Raw genomic sequence first — 22,248 nt, 5'->3', positions numbered from 1 at the left:
ATGGAGAAATCTTATTATATGGTATTTAGTGATGATATAGAAACTGCACTCAGATCGAGGGGATTAAATAACTTTATCATTTTAAATTCAAGACTTGCTGTTCTTTATACTCCTATAGATTTTGATCCGCATATACTAAATGATATAAGTGAGATTTCATGGTACAATGAGTCAAGGCCAATGAGTTCCTTAATAGAAATTAACGATCAAATTGATTTTGGTGACACTATTAGAAATGTATCTGGAGTAAACTATATATACAACAATGTCTACAATGACATTACCGGAAGTGGGGTATTAATAGCCATTATAGATTCTGGTGTAAATTATCTTCATCAGGACATGATTAGAGAAGATGGAAGCAGTAAAATATTTAGACTTTGGGATCAAGAAGGAGAGGTAAATCCATCACCTGAAGGGTATCTATTCGGCAGTGAATTTACAAAAGAAGAAATCAATGCAGCTATTGCGAGAAATGATGATGGCCTTAGTAGAGATGAAACTGGAACGGGAACTATTGCTGCAGGAATAGTAGCAGGAACAGGAAAGATAAATCCAAACTATAAAGGCATAACAGAAGGATCTGAATTGATTGTGGTTAAACTAAAATCTTATCCTGGAGAATATTATGTAGAAAATCGAAATTATACAATTTCTGATTTTTTAGCAGCGATATCTTATGTAATAAATATTGCAATTAGAGCTGAAAAATCACTTGTAATAAACTTAACAGTTGGAGCAAGGTCGGCGTTTGGAAATATTACGATGTTAAATACATTTGACGAACTTCAACTTCCGGGTGTTGTTGTAGTCTCTGGAGCAGGAGATCAGAGAAATACATACATACATTATTCGGGGGAATTTAGAAATCAGACTGATGTAGATGATATTATTATTGAGTATGGAACGGGTCAAAACTTGGATATATTTATAGAAGGAGCAAGCTTAGATAGAATAAATGCAACAGTAATATCTCCATCTGGAGAAGTAAGTTATACTGCATACTATGCACCAGATTATTACGAGTATTATGGTACATTTAATTTAGAAGACACTACGTATCTAGTAAGATATTTTTATCCTTGGATTGCTACAGGTTCAGAGCTTTTAGAAATAAATCTTAGAAATATGAAGCCGGGAGCTTGGACTCTTAGGCTAAAGCCAGATATATATGTAAACGGTCAGTACAATGTATATTTACCTAATAGAAATCTTTTAGGTGGAGATGATGGATTGATAGATACAGAATCTTTCTCTACGATAACCTTATTTGGGATGGGTGATGAGACTATAACAGTTGGGGCTTACGACAACAGATACGATGGAATGTGGGTTGGATCTTCAAAAGGTCCAAGTAAAGGGATATCGGTAAAGCCAGATATTTCAGCTCCTGGTGTAAACATTATTTCGACATACGGTAATGATACTTACAGAACTGGAACTGGAACTGGTATAAGTAGTTCTGTTGTTGCAGGAGAGTTAGCTCTTATAATGGAGTATATCAAAAAACAAAGCGATGTTCCAAAAATGCTTTTATATCCACAAGTTTTAAAATCTTATTTGATGTTAGGTGCAACAAGAAAAAATATTTACGATTATCCTAATTATTCGCAAGGATACGGTGTAGTAGATTTTAGAACGACGATTCTAAAAATATCGGATAATTTATAGTAGTTTTGCCAAAACTAATACTAAATATTAAGTATTAGAGGTGAAAATATGTCAAGTAAAAAGCAAAGAGTATTAAAAGGTGTAAACCAAAAAATAATGAAGAAAAATTCAGAAGTTGGAACTGAATCTACAGCAGCTTGGGCAGATGTAGATAAGTTGAGAGAAGAAACAAATGTATCTGTACCTTCATTAAAATCTGTAGAGGATGCTAAAGATTGGGTAGACAATGGCAGTAGACTATAAATATATATAAAGACATGCTTAGAACGATGCACTTTAAATTAAAAAGCCAATTTCTTACTAAATTGTAGAAGCTGGCTTTTTATAATTTATTTAATTTTATTATTTAATTTTCGATACAAAAAAGTTAAAAATAATAAATGATACTGAATGTAGCTTAACGGAAGCTCAATTAAGCATTGACTTAAAATTCTTTACTTGGTATACTTTTATTAATTATTGCAAATAATGATAAAATAAAGACGAAGAAGAGAAGAGTAGGTATAATATAGATTTTCAGCGAGTTGAGGATGGTGTAAGCTCAATATGACATTTATATTGAAGAACATCTCAGAGTTTCTAATCGAAAGCGAAAGTTAGTAGACCTAGACGGGAAGTCCCGTTATAGACTTTAAGCATATGCTTACTAAGAGGCCAATTTGGCAATTAGGGTGGTACCGCGAAATTATAGCTTTTCGTCCCTTTATACAGGATGAAGGGCTTTTTTTATTTAAATTTATAAGGAGGAATAATAATGCAAAAGGATTTTATAACGGTAAAAGAGTTATATAGAGACAAAGAACAGTATATCGGCAAAGATGTAACTGTAGCAGGTTGGATAAGGACTTCAAGAGGTTCTAAGAATTTCGGGTTTATAGAACTAAATGATGGAAGTTTCTTTAAAAATATGCAAGTAGTTTACGATGAAAAATTAGAAAATTTTAAAGATATATCTAAACTTGCTATAAGTTCAGCAATATTAGTTGAAGGAAAACTAGTTTCAACTGAAGGAGCAAAACAACCAGTAGAGATACAAGCACATAAAGTAGTTATAGAGGGTGAATCAGATAGTTCATACCCACTTCAAAAGAAAAAGCATTCATTTGAGTATTTAAGAACAATAGCCCATTTAAGACCTAGAAGTAATACTTTCTCTGCAGTGTTTAGAATAAGATCAATGGCTGCATATGCTATACATAAATTTTTCCAAGAGAGAAACTTTGTGTACGCACATTCGCCAATTATAACAGGTAGTGATGCAGAAGGTGCGGGGGAAATGTTTAGAGTTACTACTTTAGATATGGACAATGTAGCAAAAAATGATGAAGGAAAAGTAGACTACACAGAAGATTTCTTCGGTAAAGAAGCACATCTTACAGTGAGTGGTCAATTAAATGCAGAGATAATGGCACTTGCATTTAGAAATGTATATACCTTTGGACCTACTTTTAGAGCGGAAAATTCATATACAGGAAGACACGCATCTGAGTTCTGGATGATAGAGCCAGAGATAGTTTTTGCAGACTTAGAAGACAACATGGACCTTGCAGAAGACATGATAAAATACATTATAAGTTATGTTCTTGAAAATGCCCCTGAAGAGATGGAATTCTTTAACCAATTTATAGATAAAGGATTATTAGAGAGATTAAACAACTTAGTTAATTCGGAGTTTACTAGAATAACTTATACTAAGGCTGTTGAGTTGCTAATAGAATCAGGTCACAAGTTTGAGTATCCAGTAGAATGGGGATGCGACTTACAAACTGAGCATGAGAGATACATTACAGAGCAAATATATGGAGCACCAGTGTTCGTAACTGATTATCCAAAAGACATAAAAGCTTTCTACATGAGAATGAACGACGATGGAAAAACTGTTAGAGCTATGGATTTACTAGTTCCTGGAGTTGGAGAAATCGTAGGAGGATCTCAAAGGGAAGAGAGAGAAGATGTTTTGTTAGCTAAAATAGATGAAATGGGATTAAACAGAGAAGATTATTGGTGGTATTTAGAGCTTAGAAAATTCGGTACTGCTACACATTCTGGTTTCGGACTTGGATTTGAGAGAATAATAATGTACATGACTGGTATGGGCAACATAAGAGACGTAATACCATTCCCTAGAACTCCTAAAAACGCTGAATTCTAAGGGATACATGGAATTGATGAAATCTTAATTTATAGTAATTATAGCAATTTGCCTCCGGCTTGCCACCGTAAGGTTTAACTCGGTGGCAAATTGCTATTTTATATGTTTTCAAATATATCCGCAACTTTTCTAGAAGAATCTTCTGTAGAATGCGCATACGTATCTAAAGTAACACTTATGTTGGCATGTCCTAGTCTAGTTTGTACTTCTTTTGGATTTGCTCCATTTTGTATAAAGCATGGTTGCATGCGTATGTCTAAGCATATGAAATGTAAAATCAAAGCCTAATTTTTGCTTAGCAACTCTTGTTAAGTAGTCAAAACTTCTTAGCTTTGTATAGGTCCCATTCTCATTTGTGCACACCAGATTTGGAATAATAAATTCTTTGTCTCTATAATGCTCTCCATATTTTAACTTCATTTCCATCTGGTACTTTTTATGTTTTTTCAAAATATTAACTAGGGTATCTCCAATGGTTATAGTTCTGTAGGAAGTTTTTGTTTTAGGAGTGCCTATCTCATATTTATACTCTCCATTAATAATAAGAGTTTTATTAACTTCGATTGTTTTCTCTTTTAAATTAATGTCATCCCAAGTCAAGGCTGTTACTTCACCGCCTCGCATTCCAGTGTAATAGCCAATTTGAAAAGGTATATAATAGAGTGTTCCTGGAGGAAATCTATCTATTAATTTGTCAAATTGTTCTTTTGTTATAATTTTGATTTCTTTTTTTTCATTTTCATACTTTGGTAATTTTATATATTTACATGGGTTTTCTTTAATTAATTCAAGAGGGTAGACAGCATATTCTAAAGATGCACGGGTGATCATAGCTATAGAAGAAAGGTAGTTTTTGCTATACCCACTTTTATATAGGCTATTAATAAAACTTTGTATTAAAGAGGGGGTTATATTTTTAAGTTTGTATCTATCGATTGCAGGTTTAAGATGTTTATCTATAATACTCAAATATGATGTTTTAGTATTCGTTTTACAGTTTACAAGTACATAATTTTCATACCAAAGATTTAGAAAATCACTATAACTCATTTCACTCTCTTCAATATATTTTCCTCTACTCTCATACTCATTTATAGCATCTCTAAGAGCTTTCTCAGTTTCTTTCTTAGTTGTGCCACCCACTCGTTCAACTTTCTTTCTTTTTCCGTCTACGATCCCTAGATCGAAATAATAATACCATTTCTTGCCGCGCTTTCTGATTCCACCTTGCATATTATTATCACCTTCTTATTTTTATTTTCTTTTAGATATTTCTAATTCTCTTTTTAATCCTTCTACTAATACTTTAGAAAAGTTGACGTTATTTGCTAATGCTTCTCTATTGATCCAATAAGGAATTGTAAGTGTCTTTTTTACAAGCTTATTACTAAGTTCTTCTCTGACAGAATCCATAAATACAATTATAGGTACTAAAAATTCTCCCTGTTCTATCTCTATAGCATCTGGTTTAGATGGGGTAGGGATAATATCGCCATCATCTTCTAGTCCCCATAAGTGTAACTCTAGAGCTTCTTTCGCGTATTTTAAACCATCTTCAATATTATCACACTCACTTATGCAACCTGGCACATCATAGTATGTTATTGTATATCCGCCTTCTTCTGCGGGGCTAAATGTAGCAAAGAATAAATATTTATCCAATTATATCACCTCATACCCTTAAAAGTTATTACACTTTCATATTAATACGCATAGATATACGTGTCAATATTAATGAACAAAAAAAGCACTGCTAATGCAATGCTCTCTTATTCTTTGGATTTATCGCTTATGTAATCAATATTAGTTTTAGTCATTAAGGTGTTCAACAGCATAAGAAGCTTCTTCAGCAGTGAATTTTTCCCCATGTTCTGATTTCAATTGGTCTTGAATCGCAGCAGGTGACATTGACATTTCGTCTTGGTATATTTTTGCCTTCTCTAAAGCATTCTTATTCCAGTCAGTACTGATATTGTCAATAGCGTATTGCGCAGCTTCATCAGAAAATTTTTCTCCGTGCTCAGAAGTTAGCTGATTGTAGATACCAGATTTTGACATATACATAGTATCTGAATAAATTTCTGCTTTTTTAAGTGCTGATGTGTATTCAGCGGGAACTTTACTATCAGATTGTTTTGTACTTTCGTCGTTATTGTTAGTAGTCTCTTGTTTTGTAATTTCGTCGTTATCGTTAGTAGTTTCTTGTTTTGTGGTATTGGTTGAATTATCAGTTGTGACGACAGTATTGCTATCACCTAAATTAGCTCCAATACTACCAACTATGATTACTGCTAGAATAATAAACCATGCACGCTTATAAATTGGTTTTTTATTTTTTGCCCCGCAATTTGGACATGATTTAGCATTACTTGCTATTTGGTTATTACATGTTTTACATTGTTTCATTTTCATAATAATAATACCCTCCATAATTAATTAAATTCAACATAAGGATAACATAGCTTTAAGTGTATTTATGTCAATTATTGTCGGAATAAACAAAAATAGGCTCTTAAAATTTAGAGCCTATTGTCTAGTATAAAAATTTATATAGTTTTTAATATCATAATTATCTGTATATCTTCTCCGTCACAATCGACGATAAGTTTAAAATCTATCGCTAGTCTCTGCTCGAGTTTAACTTTCGATCAATACCTGCTTTAAAACTATTCCTCACACCAGGTATAAAGGCAGTAGTAATTAGTGTTATTACCACTATAATCCGAAATATAAAGTTTCTATAGAACGGTTTGTTATTATCCATATATTCAATCCTCCTATAATCTTTTTAATAATTATAGCATAAATATAAAAAGATTATAGCTATTTATGTTGAAAAAAGTAGGAAAATATTGTATTATATTGTTGCGAACGAATGTTTGGTTTCTATATAAAGATCTTTATGTTTAAAGTTAATATACCGAGTAGAATTTAAAATTTGAATTACATATTAATGAAGGAAAAATAATTTTTAAAAAAATTTGCCTCCAATTTATTAAATCTATATAACACTATAGGAATACAGTAGGATACTATAGAGTACTTTGTGGTACGTTACTGTGTATTTATTTTTTAAATATGGCACATAAATTGGATTTGCACGAGTTTGAAATTATTGGAATTACTAGATATAATATTATTAAAGATAAATGATACGCGCGCGGGTACATAAAAAATGGAGGGATTCGATTGAAGGAAAAGGTAAAAAATTTAATTGATGAAATAGAAGATATGAGATTTTTGGGAATACTATGTCGTATGATAGAGAAACGTTTAGGTAAATGTTATTATTTTGTTTGCGTAAGAAAAACTCATTTGATATAATATAGTTGTATCATTCAAGAGGTGCAGGTTTTGGGATGAAGAACCAGTTATTAGTGATAAAATACTTAACGATTGGGGGATTCATCTTTGAAAGAAAAAATTCATGAATTGTTAGATAACACAGAGGATATCAAAATACTAAATATAGTATACATGATATTATTAAAGACTAACAAACAAAAACAGAATTTAATATGTAAATAAAAATAGCTAGAGTAGTTTTACCAACTACTTTAGCTATTTTTTATTTTTCTTTTTTAGCTTTCTTTTGATCCTCGGCTAAATTAGCAATCAAGTCACACACCATATCCACATACTTCTCATCTAAATAACAAAGATTCGTAACAATTTGGTGTATTTTCTCGTCATCCGTAGTTGCAATCTTCGCTAAAGCCTCGGCAAGAAGAGCATCATTTTTGGTCAGTGTGTGCATATCACCTTCACCTGTTCTTAGCCACTCCTCACTGATGTTAAAAGTAGAGCATAGATGGTTAAGAAATAAATGACTCGGTTCTGTTCTTTCGTAGACTATGTTAGCGATTACAGAGCGACTTACGCCGAGTAGTTCACCAAACTTAGCTTGGGATAAATTTTCACTCTCCATTATTTGTTTAACTCTCTTATTTATCGCGTATTTATCCAATACCTTTCAACTCCTATTTTTTATTTATCTTAATACGATTATACACTATGTTATTGTATTGTTCAACACAAAAAAATAAATAATTTCCAAAAATTGTATTGACAGATACAAAAAATATGAGATATAATGTGTTCAACAACACAACGAGGAGGTGGAGAAATGAAAGAGGGGAAAATACTAAGGGCTCTAAGCAAACTACAAAATCTTGATGAAGAAAGAGTTGATCTAATAGTTAATGCTATTAATTCTTGTACAATAGTTCAGGATTTAGAGAAATTAAAAGTTCCAATGGATTATACACAAAGATTAGAACATGTACTTAGAAAAGAAAATACAATTAACTAGAAAAGAGGGAATAAATATGAATAACTTAATTAAAATTGAAGTAAACGAAAATCAAGAACAATTAGTAAGCGGTAGAGAACTACACGAGTTTTTAGAAATTAAAACGAGATACAATGATTGGTTTGAAAGAATGGTGGGTTACGGGTTTGTTGAAAATACCGACTATGTAGCTATTACTCAAAAAAGAGTAACAGCTCAAGGCAATGAAATCGAATACACAGACCACGCAATCAAAATAGACATGGCAAAAGAAATCTCAATGATTCAAAGAAGCGAAAAAGGAAAGCAGGTTAGACTATACTTTATAGAAGCTGAGAATAAATACAAACAATTGTCTTTAGATACTACACAACTTAGCCCCGAACTACAGATGTTTAACAGTCTATACAAAGCAATTGCTAATACAGAACTAGAGCAAAAGCAAATCAAACAGGATATAGCAGACACTAAACAAGACATCCAGGGAATAAGAGATGTAGTTGCTCTTAATTCAACAAATTGGAGAGAGGATACAAGCAGACTAATCGCGACTATGGCTAGGAAGTTAGGTAATCTTAGCCATATACAGGATTTAAGACGTGAGAACTATGAGATATTAGAACAACGCATGGCTTGTAGATTAGGTATTAGGTTAACTAATAAGAAGAAAACTCAGGCAGAAAACGGAGTTTGTAAATCAAAAAGGGACAAGCTTAATAACTTAGATGTAATAGCAGATGACAAGAAGTTAACCGAAGTAGCTATAGTGAAGGAAATGGCAATCAAATATGGTGTTGTAGCAAGTTAAATTAGCGAGAAGGGGTGATTATGTTGGATACGGCATTTAATGATAAGAAGCTTAAGAAGGAACTGTTCTCTTTATTAAAACAGCTTAGCCCAAATGACTTTTTACTAACTGTAGATGAAGTTTCTAAACGACTTGGCGTAGGGCATGTAACAGTAAGAGAGCTAATTAAAGACGAAGAGATATTTGCAATGAAACTTAACGGCTATAAGATAAGCAACTCAGAGCTTAATAGGTTCATAGCAGAGAACAAAAATAGAGACTTCGGAAAGATACTTAGCTAGAAATTAATAGTAAATTAAATAACTAATAGGAGGTAAATTAAAATGTCAGCAGAACTAGTTGGACAAAATGTTCAAGATAACGATGGGGCTATGTGGGATAGATTATACAAGGTAGGTAACAGCAGTGTTTTTATAAGCTACGCAAAACATTCTAAAGAAGAAAATGACAAAGTACTTGAAGAGGTCAAGAAAGTAAACATAGACATATTAAAGAATCTAGCAAGTGAATCTGTAACAGGTTAATACAAGATGTGCTTATGGCACTTCTTAAGTAAAAAATGGACAAGCCGTAGGAGGCGATGAAAATGTATAAAACTAGATGTTGTCATACTTGCAGACTAGAAAAGGACAAGTGTCTTGGTCGCTGCTTTAGAGACTGTATGAACTAAACTTATGGTTTGGAGAAAAGGACAAGGATTAGCAAAGGAGGTTTTTAAAATGCAATATACAGATTTTAAAATATACAAAGAACTTTGCATTGAGGGGGTGTTCGATTACAGTTTTGAAGGAATCAAGGAATTTAAACAAACTTTAAAAGTAGTAAGAAACTTATATTAAAAATTAGGAGGAATGAGCGTGAATATAATTACCAAAACAATAGATTATGAGTTAGTTTTACATTTGGGGGATATTGTGGAGTTAGAACATAGGAATACTGCACGTTCACTATATGTAGTTGCACTATGGAGAGGAGTTAATAATGAATCGGAGTATGTTCTTTTAAACTTAAACTCATGCGCATTTGTCAATACTAATTCGCGTATATTTAACGGTTCATACAAAACATTAAGCGATTTAACATTGTCTGTAAAAAATAAGATAATTGAACGCTACCCAAGAATCGAATACGAACTATTATTACAGAAAAAGAAAAAGTGCTAGTCGCCACAACTAACACTTTTAGGTACTACTAAACTTTAACTTAGCAACATTATAACACAGAGAGGGGAATTTATAAATGAGCGAAAATACAATAGTTTTAAAAACTGATTCAAAGATAATAGATTTACTTACAAACATTATTCAAAATTAGATTTTTTATTAAATAAAGGTACAAAAGTAGTAAACCTATCAACACCCGAAATATCAAAAGATGTAGATGTAAAAACAATGGCTAATGAAGTAGTTAACAAGATAGAAGAAGCCAAAGAAACAGCAGTAGTAGACGGAACAACAGAAACAAAAGTAGAAAAGGAAACAGAGACAACAAAGTACACACTAGAAGATGTAAGAGAAAAACTTACTATATTGGCTAGAGCAGGAAAGCAGAAAGAAGTAAAAGCCTTAGTTACAAAGTTTGGAGCTGAGAAAATATCCGCACTAGATCCAAAATACTTCGCTGAAGTAATGGCAGAAGCGGAGAAACTGTAATGACTCAACATGCTAAATTAAGTGCCAGTGGTGCTAGTAGATGGTTAGCTTGTACACCTTCTGTGAAACTAGAAGGGAACTACGAGAATACAACAAGTGTATATGCAGAAGAGGGTACATTCGCGCATAAGTATGGAGAGCTATTACTTTCTTTAGAATACGACTATATAAAGAAGAGAAGTTTTAATACTAAATTAAAAAAGCTAAAAGAGAATGATTTTTACAGTAAAGAACTTGAGGAATATGTGCAAAGTTATGCTAATTCAGTAATTGAATTTGTAAACGAGTTAAAAGCAACTAACAAAAATGTAATTGTATTTCTAGAACAAAGAGTTGACTTTAGTGATTGGGTACCTGATGGGTTTGGCACTGGAGATGTTGTAGCTATAGCGGATAACACACTGCATATAATGGATCTCAAATATGGTAAAGGCGTTCCAGTATTTGCAGAAGGTAATCCACAGCTTAGGCTTTATGGCTAGGGGCTTACTCCGAATTTGGTTTCCTCTATGATATAGAAAAGGTAAAAATGACAATTATACAACCTAGACTAGATAACATTTCGAACGAGGAATTAGAGTTAACCACTCTACTTACATGGGCTGACGAAGTAAAAGTTAAGGCGGAAATGGCTTACAACGGAGAAGGTGAATATATAAGTGGCGATCATTGTAGATTTTGTAAAGCTAAAAACGATTGTAGAAAAAGAGCTTCTGACAATATAGAACTAGCAAAGAAGTACGATTTTGCAGAAGAGGATACTCTTAATGAATTTGAAATAGCGGACATACTTTGCTGGGCTAAAGATGTAACTGATTGGCTTAAAGATATACAAGACTTTGCACTTAAGCAGGCAGAAAACAAAGGTATTAAATATCCTGGATTTAAACTTGTAGAAGGTAGAAGCAACAGAAAATACACAGATGAAACTAAAGTCGCAGAAGTATTAAAAGAAAATGAATTTACGGAAGATGTTATTTATAAACCACAAGCTTTAAAAGGAATAACAGATCTAGAAAAAACATTAGGTAAGAAAGCATTTAATGAACTCTTAGCAAATATGATAGCCAAGCCTGAAGGCAAGCCAACACTTGTAAGTATTGCAGATAAAAGACCTGAGATAAATAGTATAGATAAGGCAAAAGAAGATTCTATTAATGAACTTGTATCTTTTATGAGAGAAGCGGGCAAATATTATAATTACAATCCGATCCAAATTGGGAGAGTTAGAAAGATAAATCCATTAGAAATAGATACTACTATTAATGCAAGTACTATGACCTTGTATAAACAGAACTTACAAATTAATTCTCATTTAAACATAAGTAATGAATATATGAATACAACTTTGAGTATAAATGATGAAGTATTAATGTATCATCGAGGGGAAAAATTTATTATTATTTGTAAGGTGGTGGACGCATGATATCTGTATTTCCTTTTGTTTCAGGGGACTATACCCTACCAAGCAACGAGCAATTGCCACTATTCGTAGATGTTGCCTGGGATTTTGAAAAGGACGAACCAATTATAAAAGATAATGATTTTATATTAGTAGAAGGAAACGAAGCAATAAAGGTATGGATATATAAATGTATTAAAACAAATAGAAAAGAACATGACATATATAGCTGGGATTATGGCACAGATCTTATTGAATTAATAGGACAGAAATATACTAAAGGGCTAACAGAGGCAGAGGCTAAAAGATATGTAAAGGAGTCTTTAGAAAAGAATCCCTATATATTAGAAGTAACTGTAAAAAATAGTGAGTTAATTGGAGATAATTTTAATTTAACAATACACTGCCGTACAGTTTATGGGGAGGTGGAATTGAATGTATAATAAACAAACTTTTGAAAATATAACTGAAAGAACTCTTAATAGTGTAGACCTACCAGTTTACAAAGGCGAGGGTTCTTTTTTATTCAATATGTTGGAACCTACAAATACAGAACTTGCAGAAGTAGGGAAAGCAAAGATAGCAAACGCAACGGCAATGGGAGAAAAAGTTAAGTTACTAAGATGCAGCTCGGGGATGGCGGAGGCAGTCAATACGACCCTCAAGAAAAACAAACAGAGTTAAAAAATAAAGTGTGGTAAGGAAATATAAGCAACATAAAAATAGACGAAAATAACTCTAACTGGATAGTTGTTGAAACTGCGTTACCAGGTAGCTCCGGTGGTTTCACAGTTAGAGAAGTTGGGATATTCGACGATGCAGGCGAATTATTAGCTATAGGTAAATACCCAGAGACTTATAAACCAGTAGTCGATGATGGTTGTGTAAAGGATTTATTTGTTAGAGTAATTCTGATGGTTGTAAATACTTCTACTATAACTTTAAAAATAGACCCTACTGTTATACTTGCCAGTATAAAGTCTCTCAAGTATGGAAGTATTCTATATCGGGCAGTAAGAACATAGTAGTAGCAGATTTACAAGGTAGTGTATACGTAAAACCCACTAATTATTCTAAAGTGATAAAACTTTCAGCATTAGGAAAAGTAATGTGGGAGTATTCTTTAGATGTTGGAATTAGTAGTATTTCATCGGATATACAGGGTAATGCTTATTTAGGACTTGGTAATAAAGTGATAAAACTATCATCATTAGGAAAAGTAATGTGGGAAGTTTCAGTAGTAGGTACTGTCGTTAGTATTTCATTAGATTTACAAGGGAACGCATATATAGGACTCAGTAATAAAATGACAAAGCTATCATCATTAGGAGAAGTAATATGGGAGTATTTAGTAGTAGGCAATATAACTAAGATTTCATTAGATTCACAAGGAAATATTTATGTGAGCATGAATAGTGATGGTAGAGGAAAGGTGATAAAACTGTCACCTTCAGGAGAAGTGATTTGGGAGTATGGGCATAAGTGATATGGAGGTATTAGCATTTCATCAGATACACAGGGAAATATTTTTGCAAATTATTGTAACAGTAATAATTCTAGTTATTATGGTGAGGTAATAGCTTTGAAAGATAACTACAAGTTAGAAAAAGTAGCAGTACTAAAAGAAAGAGGGGGAAATTAATGAAATTTTTAGGAAACTTAGAACAAATAAAAGATAATAAATACAAAGTAAATTTTGTACACTATAAGCCAGAACTATTACAAGATACAAGCGAGGGTATATTAGTAGAACAGTTACCAGAGCCTACTAAGCAAGATGGTAAGGTAGCAGTATTATATGTAAATATAGACACAAAAGAAGCGTATTATGAGTGCGAAGATGCTCTGATAACTGAAGAAGATGAAATAGAAATACTCAAAAAACAAGTTGCAGATTTATATTTCATGCAAATGCAACCACAAGGAGGGACTAATTAATGAATTGGTATTTTAATATAAATTACTTCTATAACAATAAGTTATGGACGATATCACAAGTCAAATTAGCAGTAGATTTAAACGAGATAACAGAAACAGAATATAAGGAAATAACGAGCGAGGACTATACAAAGTAGAGTTCTTTTTTTATGTATAATATCAAGGGTGATTTAATACATTGTAATAACACCGAAATAGTATCGACAAACCTCTATTCTTTCGGTGTTTAGTGTTTTTAATTTCCTTTTAACCATAAACACCTTAAAAATACACATCCTAAGGTGTTTATGGTATTAAAACAAAAATAATTGTATATAATATGTACATAGGATTATGGGTTCACATGATCCTGATCCTCTTTACATTTTGCAGTTATGAGCATATATTATACATGAAAAAGCACCGCTTTATGTGGTGTTTTTTATTGCAAATTTAGGGAGTAAAATTCTATTCCTTATATAAATTTTAGATTCGGAGATGAATAAATGAATGAGGAACTGATTAAACATCAAATTGATACTCATAAATGTAGAATAGACAACCATTCAGAGAGGCTTGACAAACTAGAACAACAACAAGCTGCTTTTGCTATACAAATAGAAACGTTATGTAGTGATTTAAAGGGATTAACAGGCGTACTTAAATGGTTAGTAGGTGTAATGATAACATCGCTTATAGGGTTCTTTATATATATGGTGCAATCAGGATTAATTAGATAGAAGGGGTGATTAGATGGATATTATGAGTTTTATAGGTACAGTATTTACTAGTAGAGGTGTGAAAGATAGACCAGATTTGTACATGCTTAACTCTACAGATTGTCCTGCTATAATGATAGAGACATTCTTTTGTGATAATAAAAATGACTATGGTATAGCTACAAAATTAGGTTATGGAGAAGTCGCTAAACTAATAGCAGAGGGAATATTAAATAAAACTATTCATGGAAGTGATAATAAAATGAAAAAGAATTGTGTTTTATATAGTAATGATGCAGACAGAACTATTGCGGAAGTATTTGCATGGAGTAAAGACAACTGTATTGTGATGGATGTAATAAATTTTAAGAGTTATACAGCAGAGAATTTATTTGTCTTAGGTGGTAAGACAGAGGAAGCCTTAAAGGCTAAGAAGTTACCAGACAGATACACAGTATTTAACGGAGTAGATAGATGGGATACATTGGATAAGGTATTAAATAGTAAATAAATTTTAGTATTTCTGTGTAATTAAATGCAAGACTGTTGCTATAATGTTATAATTTTTTATAACTTAGTTTATATAGTTAGGGGTGTTAAATTGAGCAATAATAAATATAATGACCATGCTAAATATATAGTCATAGGAATGATAATTGGTTTATTTTTAGGGGTTATTTTTTCGATAATTATGAGGAACAACACTTTCTTCGCAATAAGTGGAACAGGTTTTGGTATAATATTTGGATTGTCAATTGCAAATATTATATGGTGCTTAAAGAAAGGACAAGAATAGAAAAGTTGCTAAGTGGTTGGAAGGTAGAAAATTTATGTTGTAGAAAAAGTACATGCCACCTTATATAATTAATAAGGTGGCATTAACTTTACTATATCTTACATGCAGGAAGAAATTCCCAGACAATGTGACTAAGTTTGTGGGTTAATGACTTTAAGGAGATGTATAGAAAAGTAGTTGATTATATGTAAAACATATTAGTTAAGTGTAAAAATTCTCTCATTTACAACACTATTTTATATTTAATATAGAGTAAAATAACACACCTAATTGAACTAGAAGGTGACGCACTAATTTTAAAGCATAAAAACTTAATCTATAATACATCTTTAGCAATTACCTGACCTAGGACGCGAGCTTTTTCAAGTAATTTTTTATTACTTTTAGTTGTACCCTTTTCAAAAGCTTTTGTTGATATTAATGTCTTATAATGAGTTAAACCCATTCCTTTAAGATGTTTCGCCGTATATTTAAAGTATCTTTTAAATATAAATGAAAATGGAGCTGCTTGTGTATATACCATTATAAGTTTTTTATTACCGAATCTTGGTAAATGTCTAAATTTATCAATTTCTGTTAACGGGTAAAGCCTATCTAATAATAGCTTCGTCTGTGCAGATACTTGGCATATATATACAGGTGTGCCTATAATAATATATTCTGCATCTTTTATGAGTTTATAAATTTTACTCATATCATCATCGACTATACAGGTAGGATTTTTTCTACAATAAAGACAACCTTGACAGCCTTTAATATTCAAATCATTTAAATATATTTTTTTAATCTCAACATCTTTAGATTTTGCTCCTTTAATAATTTCATCTATTATAGTATCAACGTTTCCGCCTTTCCTTGGACTTCCAACTAATGCTAATATTTTGGTCATAATAGTATCTCCTTATCGCTCTAAATTGTTTAAATTTGAATTTATCTTTTTAAGATAATTTTCATAATCTTTTTTTATTGTTTATCAAACCCATTATAATATATTAAATCTAATTGATATACAATTTCTTCATATACTTTAAAGATTTCATTTGCTTTACTTGTATTAGACACCAATAAGTGTTATATAAAAAAATTGGATATTCTATACCTTAACTTTACACATGATATGGAAGTATCTATGTTGATATGAAAGATTAATCAACGTATAACTTATAAATATTACATATTTCAAATTTAGACATTTAGTTTCACGTTTAGTTTTAATTTTCATATATTAAATAGAGGCTTGCCTCAAATTTTTAATAGGAGTGAATGCTTTTGAAATATAATAAATGTTGTAAAAGCTGTGGTTGTATAATTACAAACTGCAACTGTTGTTGTTGTGATCATTATGATTGTAATTATTGCAATGGTTGTTGTCAAAATAGACCAGGTTGTTGCAATCAAAGTTGCGTAACAGGTCCAACAGGTCCAACAGGTCCAACAGGAGCAACAGGATCCACAGGTCCAACAGGAGCAACAGGATCCACAGGATCTATAGGTTCTACAGGAGAGACAGGATCCACAGGATCCACAGGATCCACAGGAGAGACAGGATCCACAGGGGCAACAGGATTAACAGGAGCAACAGGATTAACAGGGGCAACAGGATTAACAGGAGCAACAGGATTAACAGGAGCAACAGGATTAACAGGGGCAACAGGAGAAACAGGTCCTGCATTGATAAATGCATATGGAGGACTGTATAGTGATGTGGCACAAGTTATTGAATTAGACAGCGGTGGTGTAGAAGAAGTTGTAGCTTTAGATGAACCGTTGGTAAACCTAAATATTACGACTGGAACTAACAATATCACAATTGATATAGCCGGGGATTATAGAGTAGAGTTTATGATTCTTGCTCAATCAACTACTGGTAGTTTTGGACTGACAGTTGGAGTTAGAGTCAATGGAGTTTTATCATTACCATCGTTAATTACGTCAACTGTATTAAATGCTGACTTTGAAATGTTAACTTTCAGTTCTATTGTCACATTGGCAGAGGGTGATGTATTGGATTTAGTGATTTTTTCATCAACTGGCGGAACAGTTTTATTTGGTCCAAGTATAAACGCATATATAAATGTCCTGCGTATTGGAAGCTAATATGTTTAAATATTTTTAGTAACACGAATCACATTAAATTTCAAACTCCTAAAAGTACTTTATATACTCATTGGTATTAAAATGCTTATAAAGATAATATAAAGAAAAATTAAAGTAATATTAAACACGGAATTAGAAAAATTTAATGAGAGCCATGTAATATAACAAGGCTCTAAAAGGAGTTAATTGATAAAAATGTTTCACATATACAATTCAACTATTTATTATTTTTCTCTAAATAGATAGAAATATTACCTTTTAATACAAAAACCTTTGATATATTATCTATTATCGACTGTTCAAACGGCTTATCAATAAAATTACTTATTTCTCTACCTATTGTAGTCAAATTCTTGCACTGAACTGACAAATCAATAGTATCATTTTTTTTAATAATTAATAAATTATCTGGAAAAATCATTAATTCATGTTCAATTCATGTTCATCTTTTCCAATAGAAATAAAGTTCAATATATCAATTAGATTTAATTCTTGTAAAAGGTTTATATCTTTATAAGTTAATCCATAAGTAGTTAAAAATTGTCCATCGGTAATTACTGTTATATCAATGTCGGGCTACTGACAATACTATCTCTAAGAGGTGGTTGCGTAAATATATTCGATGAAAAAGGAATCAAGCCAATATTAATAGCAAAAATTCAAAAAAACACCACCTTATATATTTAATAAGATGGTGTTTTAACTTTACTATATATTGCATACAGGAATGAAGATATTAAATATGATCCATAGAACATGACAATGATTTATGAATCTCGCAATAAATTCTAAAAGGTATCTTTGTTACCATTGTTAGAAAAAGTTAATTAGTATCTTAATTCACTAAAAAGGATATGCAAAACTAAAAAACTTTAGTGGATTATATTATTTACCACTAATATATTATATGAAATTTATGTCGAAAAAGTGTTTACAGTAATGAAAATTGGTTTCAGCGTACCTAAGTTTGTAGGGAATGACTTTAAGGAGACTTATAGGATAGTTGTTGAGTGGTTGGAAATTAGAAAATTTATGTAGGTAGTAAAAAGGGTAGCTTAATTGCTACCCTTATTTATATTCTGAACAATTTTGCAGGAATCAAAGTGAATCTGTTCCCCTTATGATAGCATCTACAATATCAGGCCCATTCTTTGAACCACCGGAGGTAGCAACCAATATAACAGATGAACCTGAGGGGATTCTTTTTTTATCACAAAGCTTTTTCAGGCCCCCAACTACAATAGCCGAGGAACTTTCGAGATACAAACCATGTTTTGCAAAATCTAATACTGTAGAAACCACTTCATCCTGCCTAATACTTACCGCCATGCCGCCGCTATTTTCTAAAGCTATTTTTGATTGTAGTGTGGCAGTGTTACCACCGATTGATTCTGTTAATTCATACTGTCCAGGGAAGAGGTCACGATAGTCTGCCTCCTTGTCTAAAATCTTTTCTAATCGTGGTAAAGGTTCAATTGCAACTAATTTTGGCATGCGAGTAATAATGCCTTCCTGCTTCATTTCGCAGAAACCTTCATAGATACCATACAATAAATCTCCACGAGCAACGGGAATCAACATATATTCTGGCAAATTATTTCCAAAGAACTCAACCAATTCAAATGCAATTGTTTTGTATCCCTGTAGCCCGAAACAATTGCTTCCAACTGGCGGGGTGATGTAGTTAGTTGCTGGATACCATCCTCTGTTTCCACCATTTTGGCTAGATACTCCCAACGCTCCTCAGATGTTTCCTTAATAATCAAATTGGCTCCGGTAGAAACAATTGCACTTTTCCATCCTGGCTGGATATTTGCAGTTGAAATAATATTACATTCAAGCCCCGCAAGTGCAGCATAGGCAGCCAGAGAAACGCCTTCATTTCCGCTGGAGGCTGCTGCTACAACTTCTTTACCAAGATCCATAGCCCTCGCAACAATCAGCGGATTCATACGATCTTTATGAGAGCCAGTTGGATTTTGAAATTCATTTTTTGAATAAAGTGAAGCAAGATTAAGCTTCTTGGCAAGTTTTTCTAATGATATTACGGGAGTTCCTCCTTCACCAAGAGTAGGAAAGGATTTATACGGAAGCCTGTCGCTGAATTTGAGCATGCCAAATTTTTTAGAAGTTTTAGCTTTGCCATGATACTTAAAAGTAACACTGGAATTTGTTCCCTTGGCAAGGCATTTAGGGCAGCCCTGAAAGTAATCATTTGGTGTATATTCTTGTCCACAACCAATGCAATACATGTTTTGTATTCTTTTATTCATAATTTGATCTCCTTTAAATAGTTTTTTACTTTAATTTAATTGTACTATATTATATTAATATTTGTTTGATCTAATTAAAATGACGAATATATTAAGTCTATTAACGAAAAAATGTATGTAAATAAATTCATTGATTACTATCCATAAGAGGTGATATTATGGATATATTCGATGAAAAAGGAATTAAACCAATGTTAATCGCAGAAATGCAGTAGGTTTTTGACTCTCCAGATTATATATTTGAATTAAAGTTAGACGGAATTAGATGTATAGCATATTTAGATAAAGATAGTACAGATTTAAGGAATAAGAGAGATTTTAAGTTATCCCAAGATTTCCAGAGCTAGACCAGCTACATAGATACGTAAATGAAAAATGTATTTTAGACGGAGAATTAATTGCAATGAACAAAGGGGTACCAGACTTCTACGAATTACAAAGAAGAACATTATTAAATGATCCCTTTAAAATGCAATTAGCAGGCAAGAAGTATCCAGCAAGTTTCATTGCTTACGACATTATATATTATAAGGACAAGTTAGTTACAGATTTACCTTTAATAGAACGCAAAAAATTATTAGAGAAAACAGTAAATGAAATGGATAGATTTGCGATATCTAGATATATAGAAACTAACGGAAAAGCATTATATCAAGTGGCAGAGCAGCAGAAACTAGAAGGAATTGTCGCTAAAGACAAGAACAGTAAGTATTGGTTTGATAAGAAGAGTAGAGACTGGATCAAAATAAAATACATGAAGGATGAAGATTTTGTCGTGTGCGGTTATATATTAAAAGAGAATAATATGACTAGTTTAATAATAGCCCAATATAATGAAGAAAACGAATTGATATATAAAGGACATGTTACTTTAGGTGTGAGTCTTAGAAAACTTAATCAATATAAATATAAAAAAGCTAGTAATCCACCTATTAAGTACGTACCTAGTGGTTCAGGAAATGAAGATGCTGTATGGATAGAACCTACTCTTGTATGTACAGTTGAGTATATGCCAAACGATAGAGGTTCATTAAGGCAACCAGTTTTAAAAGGAATTAGAGAAGATAAATCACCAACAGAATGTAGAGAATGATTAAGGATAGCGTAATTGCTATCCTTTTTAATTTACTAGAGAGTAAATACTAGGTCTTTTATTGTGACATACACTTATTATATATTTAATTATTATTTGAAAATTATTTTAATTTGAAAACTTAGATTAATTGATAATAATGACCAGTTATACATTTTAAATGACCAGTTATACATAAAACGTTGAAATTATGTTTTAATTTTACTATTCTAATGTTGGTTATTAACACAAATTCAACAAAGGAGGAAGTAAAATGAATATAAAGTATTTTAAAAGAAAGGTAGCTATTTTATTAGCTGCAGCATTAGTATTATTACCTATATGTGAAACTACATATGCATTTGAAGGAAGGAATGAAACAAACTTATCATCAGAAGACAAAACAACAGAAAGGGAACATACTGAAGAGTTAGTAAAAAAATATGGTTTAAAGATATGCGAAATTCCTGAAGGAGTAACACCTATTGTTGTTAATAGTGAAGAGGAACTGCAAGAGGTTTTAAGAGAGTTCAATGAAATTAGCAATGAAGTTGAATCTTCTGATTATAATAATATTCGATTAGCAAGAGCTGCTTCCACATCGAAATCACTTAAATATTCTAAAAAAATCGGCATGGGTGCGAACTTTAATGTTTACGGAGATGTCCATGTTTCTAATAAAAAAATAACTAAAGTTACTGGTAAAGGTCAAAGTTTAACTGGGTATACATTAGGTTTACATCTAGTAAAAGGGCCAACTACTGCTAATATAGCGTCTAGTAAGAAGAGTGTTACATTAAAAGCAAGAGGAACAATTAATATGAATATATTAGTCAATGGTATTGGTACAGTTGCTTCAAAGGATCATACAGTTACAGGTACATATAAAATTAAATAGAAAGAAGAGAGTAAAATGATAGATATATACTTTGTCGGACAAATTATAAATACTGCACTATTAGTGCTGATTTTTTATATAGTTTACAAAATATTAAAAAAAATATAAAAAATTAAGATAAGAATTATTCTAGTTTTATTGCGAAACTACCTGCTTAATTGTAGGTAGTTTTTTATGTAAGAATAATGAACTTTAATTAAACTTACATAAAAAAATAGAGAAATCAAAATAAATAGATTTCCCTCAAGGTCACTTTAATCGATTACGCTTAACGTTTATCACATCTTAAAACGAGTTTAAGAACGCTACGCTTGTTATTCACTTGCGTAATAAAGTGTATGTATAATAATTGTTAAATGTGCATGTCTCTATGAAAAAGTTATAAAGTATATAATATAAATTTATACTTTATATTATATATGAGGTTTGTTTTTGTCCACATATTGCCTACGGAAAACGAAAACTTCAAAATAAAGAGAAAGAATACATTAATAAAACTT

The 22,248-nt window shown here is 31.7% G+C and carries 28 protein-coding genes, 2 pseudogenes and 1 other annotated feature; of the genes and pseudogenes, 23 read left to right on the top strand and 7 right to left on the bottom strand.

Translation table 11 applies throughout. From position 1 onward, the window contains the following. The 3 genes from cspC to asnS all read left to right on the top strand — a co-directional run bounded on the left by cspC (nucleotide 1) and on the right by asnS (nucleotide 3,823). The gene (gene cspC, locus T473_RS0106180) at nucleotides 1-1,671 is read left to right on the top strand and encodes a bile acid germinant receptor pseudoprotease CspC (RefSeq protein ID WP_024621113.1); all 1,671 of its coding nucleotides are present in this window, start codon (nucleotides 1-3) and stop codon (nucleotides 1,669-1,671) included. A 48-nt stretch (nucleotides 1,672-1,719) separates the two neighbouring features. Next, nucleotides 1,720-1,914, top strand: a complete 195-nt coding sequence (locus tag T473_RS0106175; protein WP_024621112.1) for a CDIF630_02480 family spore surface protein — start codon at nucleotides 1,720-1,722, stop codon at nucleotides 1,912-1,914. A 233-nt stretch (nucleotides 1,915-2,147) separates the two neighbouring features. Continuing rightward, nucleotides 2,148-2,377: a binding site (T-box leader), on the top strand. A 48-nt stretch (nucleotides 2,378-2,425) separates the two neighbouring features. After that, the gene (gene asnS / locus T473_RS0106170) at nucleotides 2,426-3,823 is read left to right on the top strand and encodes an asparagine--tRNA ligase (protein ID WP_024621111.1); all 1,398 of its coding nucleotides are present in this window, start codon (nucleotides 2,426-2,428) and stop codon (nucleotides 3,821-3,823) included. A gap of 195 nt (nucleotides 3,824-4,018) precedes the next feature. On the opposite strand, the gene T473_RS16370 is transcribed toward asnS, so the two are convergent. From T473_RS16370 to T473_RS0106155, 3 genes are all read right to left on the bottom strand, one after another. Further along, the gene (locus tag T473_RS16370; protein WP_330369396.1) at nucleotides 4,019-5,056 is read right to left on the bottom strand and encodes a tyrosine-type recombinase/integrase; all 1,038 of its coding nucleotides are present in this window, start codon (nucleotides 5,054-5,056) and stop codon (nucleotides 4,019-4,021) included. Between the two features lie 21 nt (nucleotides 5,057-5,077). Further along, nucleotides 5,078-5,485 carry a type II toxin-antitoxin system HicB family antitoxin gene (locus T473_RS0106160; RefSeq protein WP_024621110.1) on the bottom strand — a complete coding sequence of 136 codons (408 nt, stop codon included), beginning with the start codon at nucleotides 5,483-5,485 and terminating at the stop codon, nucleotides 5,078-5,080. Nucleotides 5,486-5,632: 147 nt separating this feature from the next. Next, nucleotides 5,633-6,229, bottom strand: coding sequence for an Ltp family lipoprotein (locus tag T473_RS0106155; RefSeq protein WP_330369395.1), 597 nt, complete (start codon nucleotides 6,227-6,229; stop codon nucleotides 5,633-5,635). Nucleotides 6,230-7,012: 783 nt separating this feature from the next. Between T473_RS0106155 and T473_RS19395 the strand changes: the two genes are divergently transcribed. Then, on the top strand, nucleotides 7,013-7,147 hold the full coding sequence (locus T473_RS19395; RefSeq protein ID WP_278246348.1) for a hypothetical protein: 135 nt from the start codon (nucleotides 7,013-7,015) through the stop codon (nucleotides 7,145-7,147). A 244-nt stretch (nucleotides 7,148-7,391) separates the two neighbouring features. Here T473_RS19395 and T473_RS0106135 read toward each other — a convergent pair whose 3' ends face one another. Then, complete coding sequence (locus T473_RS0106135; RefSeq protein ID WP_029791566.1) at nucleotides 7,392-7,790, bottom strand: helix-turn-helix domain-containing protein; 399 nt, start codon at nucleotides 7,788-7,790, stop codon at nucleotides 7,392-7,394. A 159-nt stretch (nucleotides 7,791-7,949) separates the two neighbouring features. On the opposite strand from T473_RS0106135, the gene T473_RS0106130 reads away from it, so the two are divergent. From T473_RS0106130 to T473_RS0106055, 16 genes and pseudogenes are all read left to right on the top strand, one after another. Next, entirely contained in the window at nucleotides 7,950-8,135 is a 186-nt protein-coding gene (locus T473_RS0106130; protein WP_024621107.1) for a hypothetical protein, read from the top strand. Between the two features lie 16 nt (nucleotides 8,136-8,151). Beyond that, the gene (locus T473_RS0106125; RefSeq protein ID WP_024621106.1) at nucleotides 8,152-8,922 is read left to right on the top strand and encodes an antA/AntB antirepressor family protein; all 771 of its coding nucleotides are present in this window, start codon (nucleotides 8,152-8,154) and stop codon (nucleotides 8,920-8,922) included. A gap of 20 nt (nucleotides 8,923-8,942) precedes the next feature. Beyond that, a complete protein-coding gene (locus T473_RS0106120; RefSeq protein ID WP_024621105.1) occupies nucleotides 8,943-9,203 on the top strand; it encodes a helix-turn-helix domain-containing protein in 261 nt (86 codons plus the stop codon). A 42-nt stretch (nucleotides 9,204-9,245) separates the two neighbouring features. Continuing rightward, nucleotides 9,246-9,446 carry a hypothetical protein gene (locus tag T473_RS0106115; RefSeq protein ID WP_024621104.1) on the top strand — a complete coding sequence of 67 codons (201 nt, stop codon included), beginning with the start codon at nucleotides 9,246-9,248 and terminating at the stop codon, nucleotides 9,444-9,446. 390 nt (nucleotides 9,447-9,836) lie between these two features. Next, nucleotides 9,837-10,085, top strand: coding sequence for a hypothetical protein (locus tag T473_RS0106105; protein ID WP_152522271.1), 249 nt, complete (start codon nucleotides 9,837-9,839; stop codon nucleotides 10,083-10,085). 228 nt (nucleotides 10,086-10,313) lie between these two features. Beyond that, nucleotides 10,314-10,574 carry a hypothetical protein gene (locus tag T473_RS0106100; RefSeq protein ID WP_024621102.1) on the top strand — a complete coding sequence of 87 codons (261 nt, stop codon included), beginning with the start codon at nucleotides 10,314-10,316 and terminating at the stop codon, nucleotides 10,572-10,574. Next, nucleotides 10,574-12,000, top strand: a pseudogene (locus T473_RS18045) (DUF2800 domain-containing protein). The gene T473_RS0106100 and the pseudogene T473_RS18045 overlap by 1 nt, the downstream one beginning before the upstream one ends. Continuing rightward, a complete protein-coding gene (locus T473_RS0106090; protein WP_024621101.1) occupies nucleotides 11,997-12,419 on the top strand; it encodes a DUF2634 domain-containing protein in 423 nt (140 codons plus the stop codon). The pseudogene T473_RS18045 and the gene T473_RS0106090 overlap by 4 nt, the downstream one beginning before the upstream one ends. Next, nucleotides 12,412-12,660, top strand: a complete 249-nt coding sequence (locus T473_RS19060) for a hypothetical protein (RefSeq protein ID WP_024621100.1) — start codon at nucleotides 12,412-12,414, stop codon at nucleotides 12,658-12,660. The genes T473_RS0106090 and T473_RS19060 overlap by 8 nt, the downstream gene beginning before the upstream one ends. Then, a pseudogene (locus tag T473_RS19990) lies at nucleotides 12,600-13,001 on the top strand (phage tail protein). Before T473_RS19060 ends, T473_RS19990 begins: the two are co-directional and overlap by 61 nt. Before the next feature lie 83 nt (nucleotides 13,002-13,084). Beyond that, entirely contained in the window at nucleotides 13,085-13,462 is a 378-nt protein-coding gene (locus tag T473_RS0106080; RefSeq protein WP_152522270.1) for a hypothetical protein, read from the top strand. Nucleotides 13,463-13,617: 155 nt separating this feature from the next. Next, complete coding sequence (locus T473_RS0106075; RefSeq protein ID WP_024621098.1) at nucleotides 13,618-13,914, top strand: hypothetical protein; 297 nt, start codon at nucleotides 13,618-13,620, stop codon at nucleotides 13,912-13,914. Beyond that, nucleotides 13,914-14,051 (top strand): XkdX family protein, encoded by a 138-nt coding sequence (locus tag T473_RS16360; RefSeq protein ID WP_038300362.1) that lies wholly within the window; start codon nucleotides 13,914-13,916, stop codon nucleotides 14,049-14,051. The genes T473_RS0106075 and T473_RS16360 overlap by 1 nt, the downstream gene beginning before the upstream one ends. 348 nt (nucleotides 14,052-14,399) lie before the next feature. After that, entirely contained in the window at nucleotides 14,400-14,633 is a 234-nt protein-coding gene (locus tag T473_RS0106065; protein ID WP_024621097.1) for a hemolysin XhlA family protein, read from the top strand. Nucleotides 14,634-14,646: 13 nt separating this feature from the next. Next, on the top strand, nucleotides 14,647-15,123 hold the full coding sequence (locus T473_RS0106060; protein ID WP_024621096.1) for an N-acetylmuramoyl-L-alanine amidase: 477 nt from the start codon (nucleotides 14,647-14,649) through the stop codon (nucleotides 15,121-15,123). A 90-nt stretch (nucleotides 15,124-15,213) separates the two neighbouring features. Beyond that, nucleotides 15,214-15,408 carry a hypothetical protein gene (locus T473_RS0106055; RefSeq protein WP_024621095.1) on the top strand — a complete coding sequence of 65 codons (195 nt, stop codon included), beginning with the start codon at nucleotides 15,214-15,216 and terminating at the stop codon, nucleotides 15,406-15,408. Nucleotides 15,409-15,724: 316 nt separating this feature from the next. On the opposite strand, the gene T473_RS0106050 is transcribed toward T473_RS0106055, so the two are convergent. Then, complete coding sequence (locus tag T473_RS0106050; protein WP_024621094.1) at nucleotides 15,725-16,297, bottom strand: flavodoxin family protein; 573 nt, start codon at nucleotides 16,295-16,297, stop codon at nucleotides 15,725-15,727. A 380-nt stretch (nucleotides 16,298-16,677) separates the two neighbouring features. Between T473_RS0106050 and T473_RS18450 the strand changes: the two genes are divergently transcribed. Beyond that, a complete protein-coding gene (locus T473_RS18450) occupies nucleotides 16,678-17,505 on the top strand; it encodes a collagen-like protein (protein WP_024621093.1) in 828 nt (275 codons plus the stop codon). A gap of 1,098 nt (nucleotides 17,506-18,603) precedes the next feature. Here T473_RS18450 and T473_RS19390 read toward each other — a convergent pair. Both T473_RS19390 and T473_RS19385 read right to left on the bottom strand, forming a co-directional pair. Next, nucleotides 18,604-19,134 carry a pyridoxal-phosphate dependent enzyme gene (locus tag T473_RS19390; RefSeq protein WP_278246349.1) on the bottom strand — a complete coding sequence of 177 codons (531 nt, stop codon included), beginning with the start codon at nucleotides 19,132-19,134 and terminating at the stop codon, nucleotides 18,604-18,606. After that, nucleotides 19,080-19,778 (bottom strand): threonine synthase, encoded by a 699-nt coding sequence (locus tag T473_RS19385; RefSeq protein WP_051365879.1) that lies wholly within the window; start codon nucleotides 19,776-19,778, stop codon nucleotides 19,080-19,082. The genes T473_RS19390 and T473_RS19385 overlap by 55 nt, the downstream gene beginning before the upstream one ends. Before the next feature lie 325 nt (nucleotides 19,779-20,103). On the opposite strand from T473_RS19385, the gene T473_RS16350 reads away from it, so the two are divergent. Together T473_RS16350 and T473_RS0106025 are read left to right on the top strand one after the other, a co-directional pair. Beyond that, the gene (locus T473_RS16350; protein WP_330369403.1) at nucleotides 20,104-20,871 is read left to right on the top strand and encodes an ATP-dependent DNA ligase; all 768 of its coding nucleotides are present in this window, start codon (nucleotides 20,104-20,106) and stop codon (nucleotides 20,869-20,871) included. A gap of 253 nt (nucleotides 20,872-21,124) precedes the next feature. After that, nucleotides 21,125-21,748 carry a hypothetical protein gene (locus T473_RS0106025; RefSeq protein ID WP_024621091.1) on the top strand — a complete coding sequence of 208 codons (624 nt, stop codon included), beginning with the start codon at nucleotides 21,125-21,127 and terminating at the stop codon, nucleotides 21,746-21,748. The last annotated feature ends 500 nt before the right edge of the window (nucleotides 21,749-22,248 follow it).

The sequence above is a fragment of the Clostridioides mangenotii TR genome, from assembly GCF_000498755.1.
Classification (GTDB): Bacteria; Bacillota; Clostridia; order Peptostreptococcales; family Peptostreptococcaceae; genus Metaclostridioides; species Metaclostridioides mangenotii_A.
This window is presented reverse-complemented; position numbering and strand designations above follow the sequence as displayed.

Coding starts and splice junctions, on each gene's coding strand:
- T473_RS0106125 (WP_024621106.1), top strand. CDS start 8,152: ATGAATAACTTAATTAAAATTGAAGTAAACGAAAATCAAGAACAATTA.
- cspC (WP_024621113.1), top strand. CDS start 1: ATGGAGAAATCTTATTATATGGTATTTAGTGATGATATAGAAACTGCA.
- T473_RS0106065 (WP_024621097.1), top strand. CDS start 14,400: ATGAATGAGGAACTGATTAAACATCAAATTGATACTCATAAATGTAGA.
- asnS (WP_024621111.1), top strand. CDS start 2,426: ATGCAAAAGGATTTTATAACGGTAAAAGAGTTATATAGAGACAAAGAA.
- T473_RS19385 (WP_051365879.1), bottom strand. CDS start 19,778: ATGAATAAAAGAATACAAAACATGTATTGCATTGGTTGTGGACAAGAA.
- T473_RS0106060 (WP_024621096.1), top strand. CDS start 14,647: ATGGATATTATGAGTTTTATAGGTACAGTATTTACTAGTAGAGGTGTG.
- T473_RS0106090 (WP_024621101.1), top strand. CDS start 11,997: ATGATATCTGTATTTCCTTTTGTTTCAGGGGACTATACCCTACCAAGC.
- T473_RS0106155 (WP_330369395.1), bottom strand. CDS start 6,229: ATGAAACAATGTAAAACATGTAATAACCAAATAGCAAGTAATGCTAAA.
- T473_RS19060 (WP_024621100.1), top strand. CDS start 12,412: ATGTATAATAAACAAACTTTTGAAAATATAACTGAAAGAACTCTTAAT.
- T473_RS0106025 (WP_024621091.1), top strand. CDS start 21,125: ATGAATATAAAGTATTTTAAAAGAAAGGTAGCTATTTTATTAGCTGCA.
- T473_RS0106130 (WP_024621107.1), top strand. CDS start 7,950: ATGAAAGAGGGGAAAATACTAAGGGCTCTAAGCAAACTACAAAATCTT.
- T473_RS0106075 (WP_024621098.1), top strand. CDS start 13,618: ATGAAATTTTTAGGAAACTTAGAACAAATAAAAGATAATAAATACAAA.
- T473_RS0106050 (WP_024621094.1), bottom strand. CDS start 16,297: ATGACCAAAATATTAGCATTAGTTGGAAGTCCAAGGAAAGGCGGAAAC.
- T473_RS16370 (WP_330369396.1), bottom strand. CDS start 5,056: ATGCAAGGTGGAATCAGAAAGCGCGGCAAGAAATGGTATTATTATTTC.
- T473_RS0106115 (WP_024621104.1), top strand. CDS start 9,246: ATGTCAGCAGAACTAGTTGGACAAAATGTTCAAGATAACGATGGGGCT.
- T473_RS16360 (WP_038300362.1), top strand. CDS start 13,914: ATGAATTGGTATTTTAATATAAATTACTTCTATAACAATAAGTTATGG.
- T473_RS0106175 (WP_024621112.1), top strand. CDS start 1,720: ATGTCAAGTAAAAAGCAAAGAGTATTAAAAGGTGTAAACCAAAAAATA.
- T473_RS0106120 (WP_024621105.1), top strand. CDS start 8,943: ATGTTGGATACGGCATTTAATGATAAGAAGCTTAAGAAGGAACTGTTC.
- T473_RS0106100 (WP_024621102.1), top strand. CDS start 10,314: ATGGCTAATGAAGTAGTTAACAAGATAGAAGAAGCCAAAGAAACAGCA.
- T473_RS0106080 (WP_152522270.1), top strand. CDS start 13,085: ATGTGGGAGTATTCTTTAGATGTTGGAATTAGTAGTATTTCATCGGAT.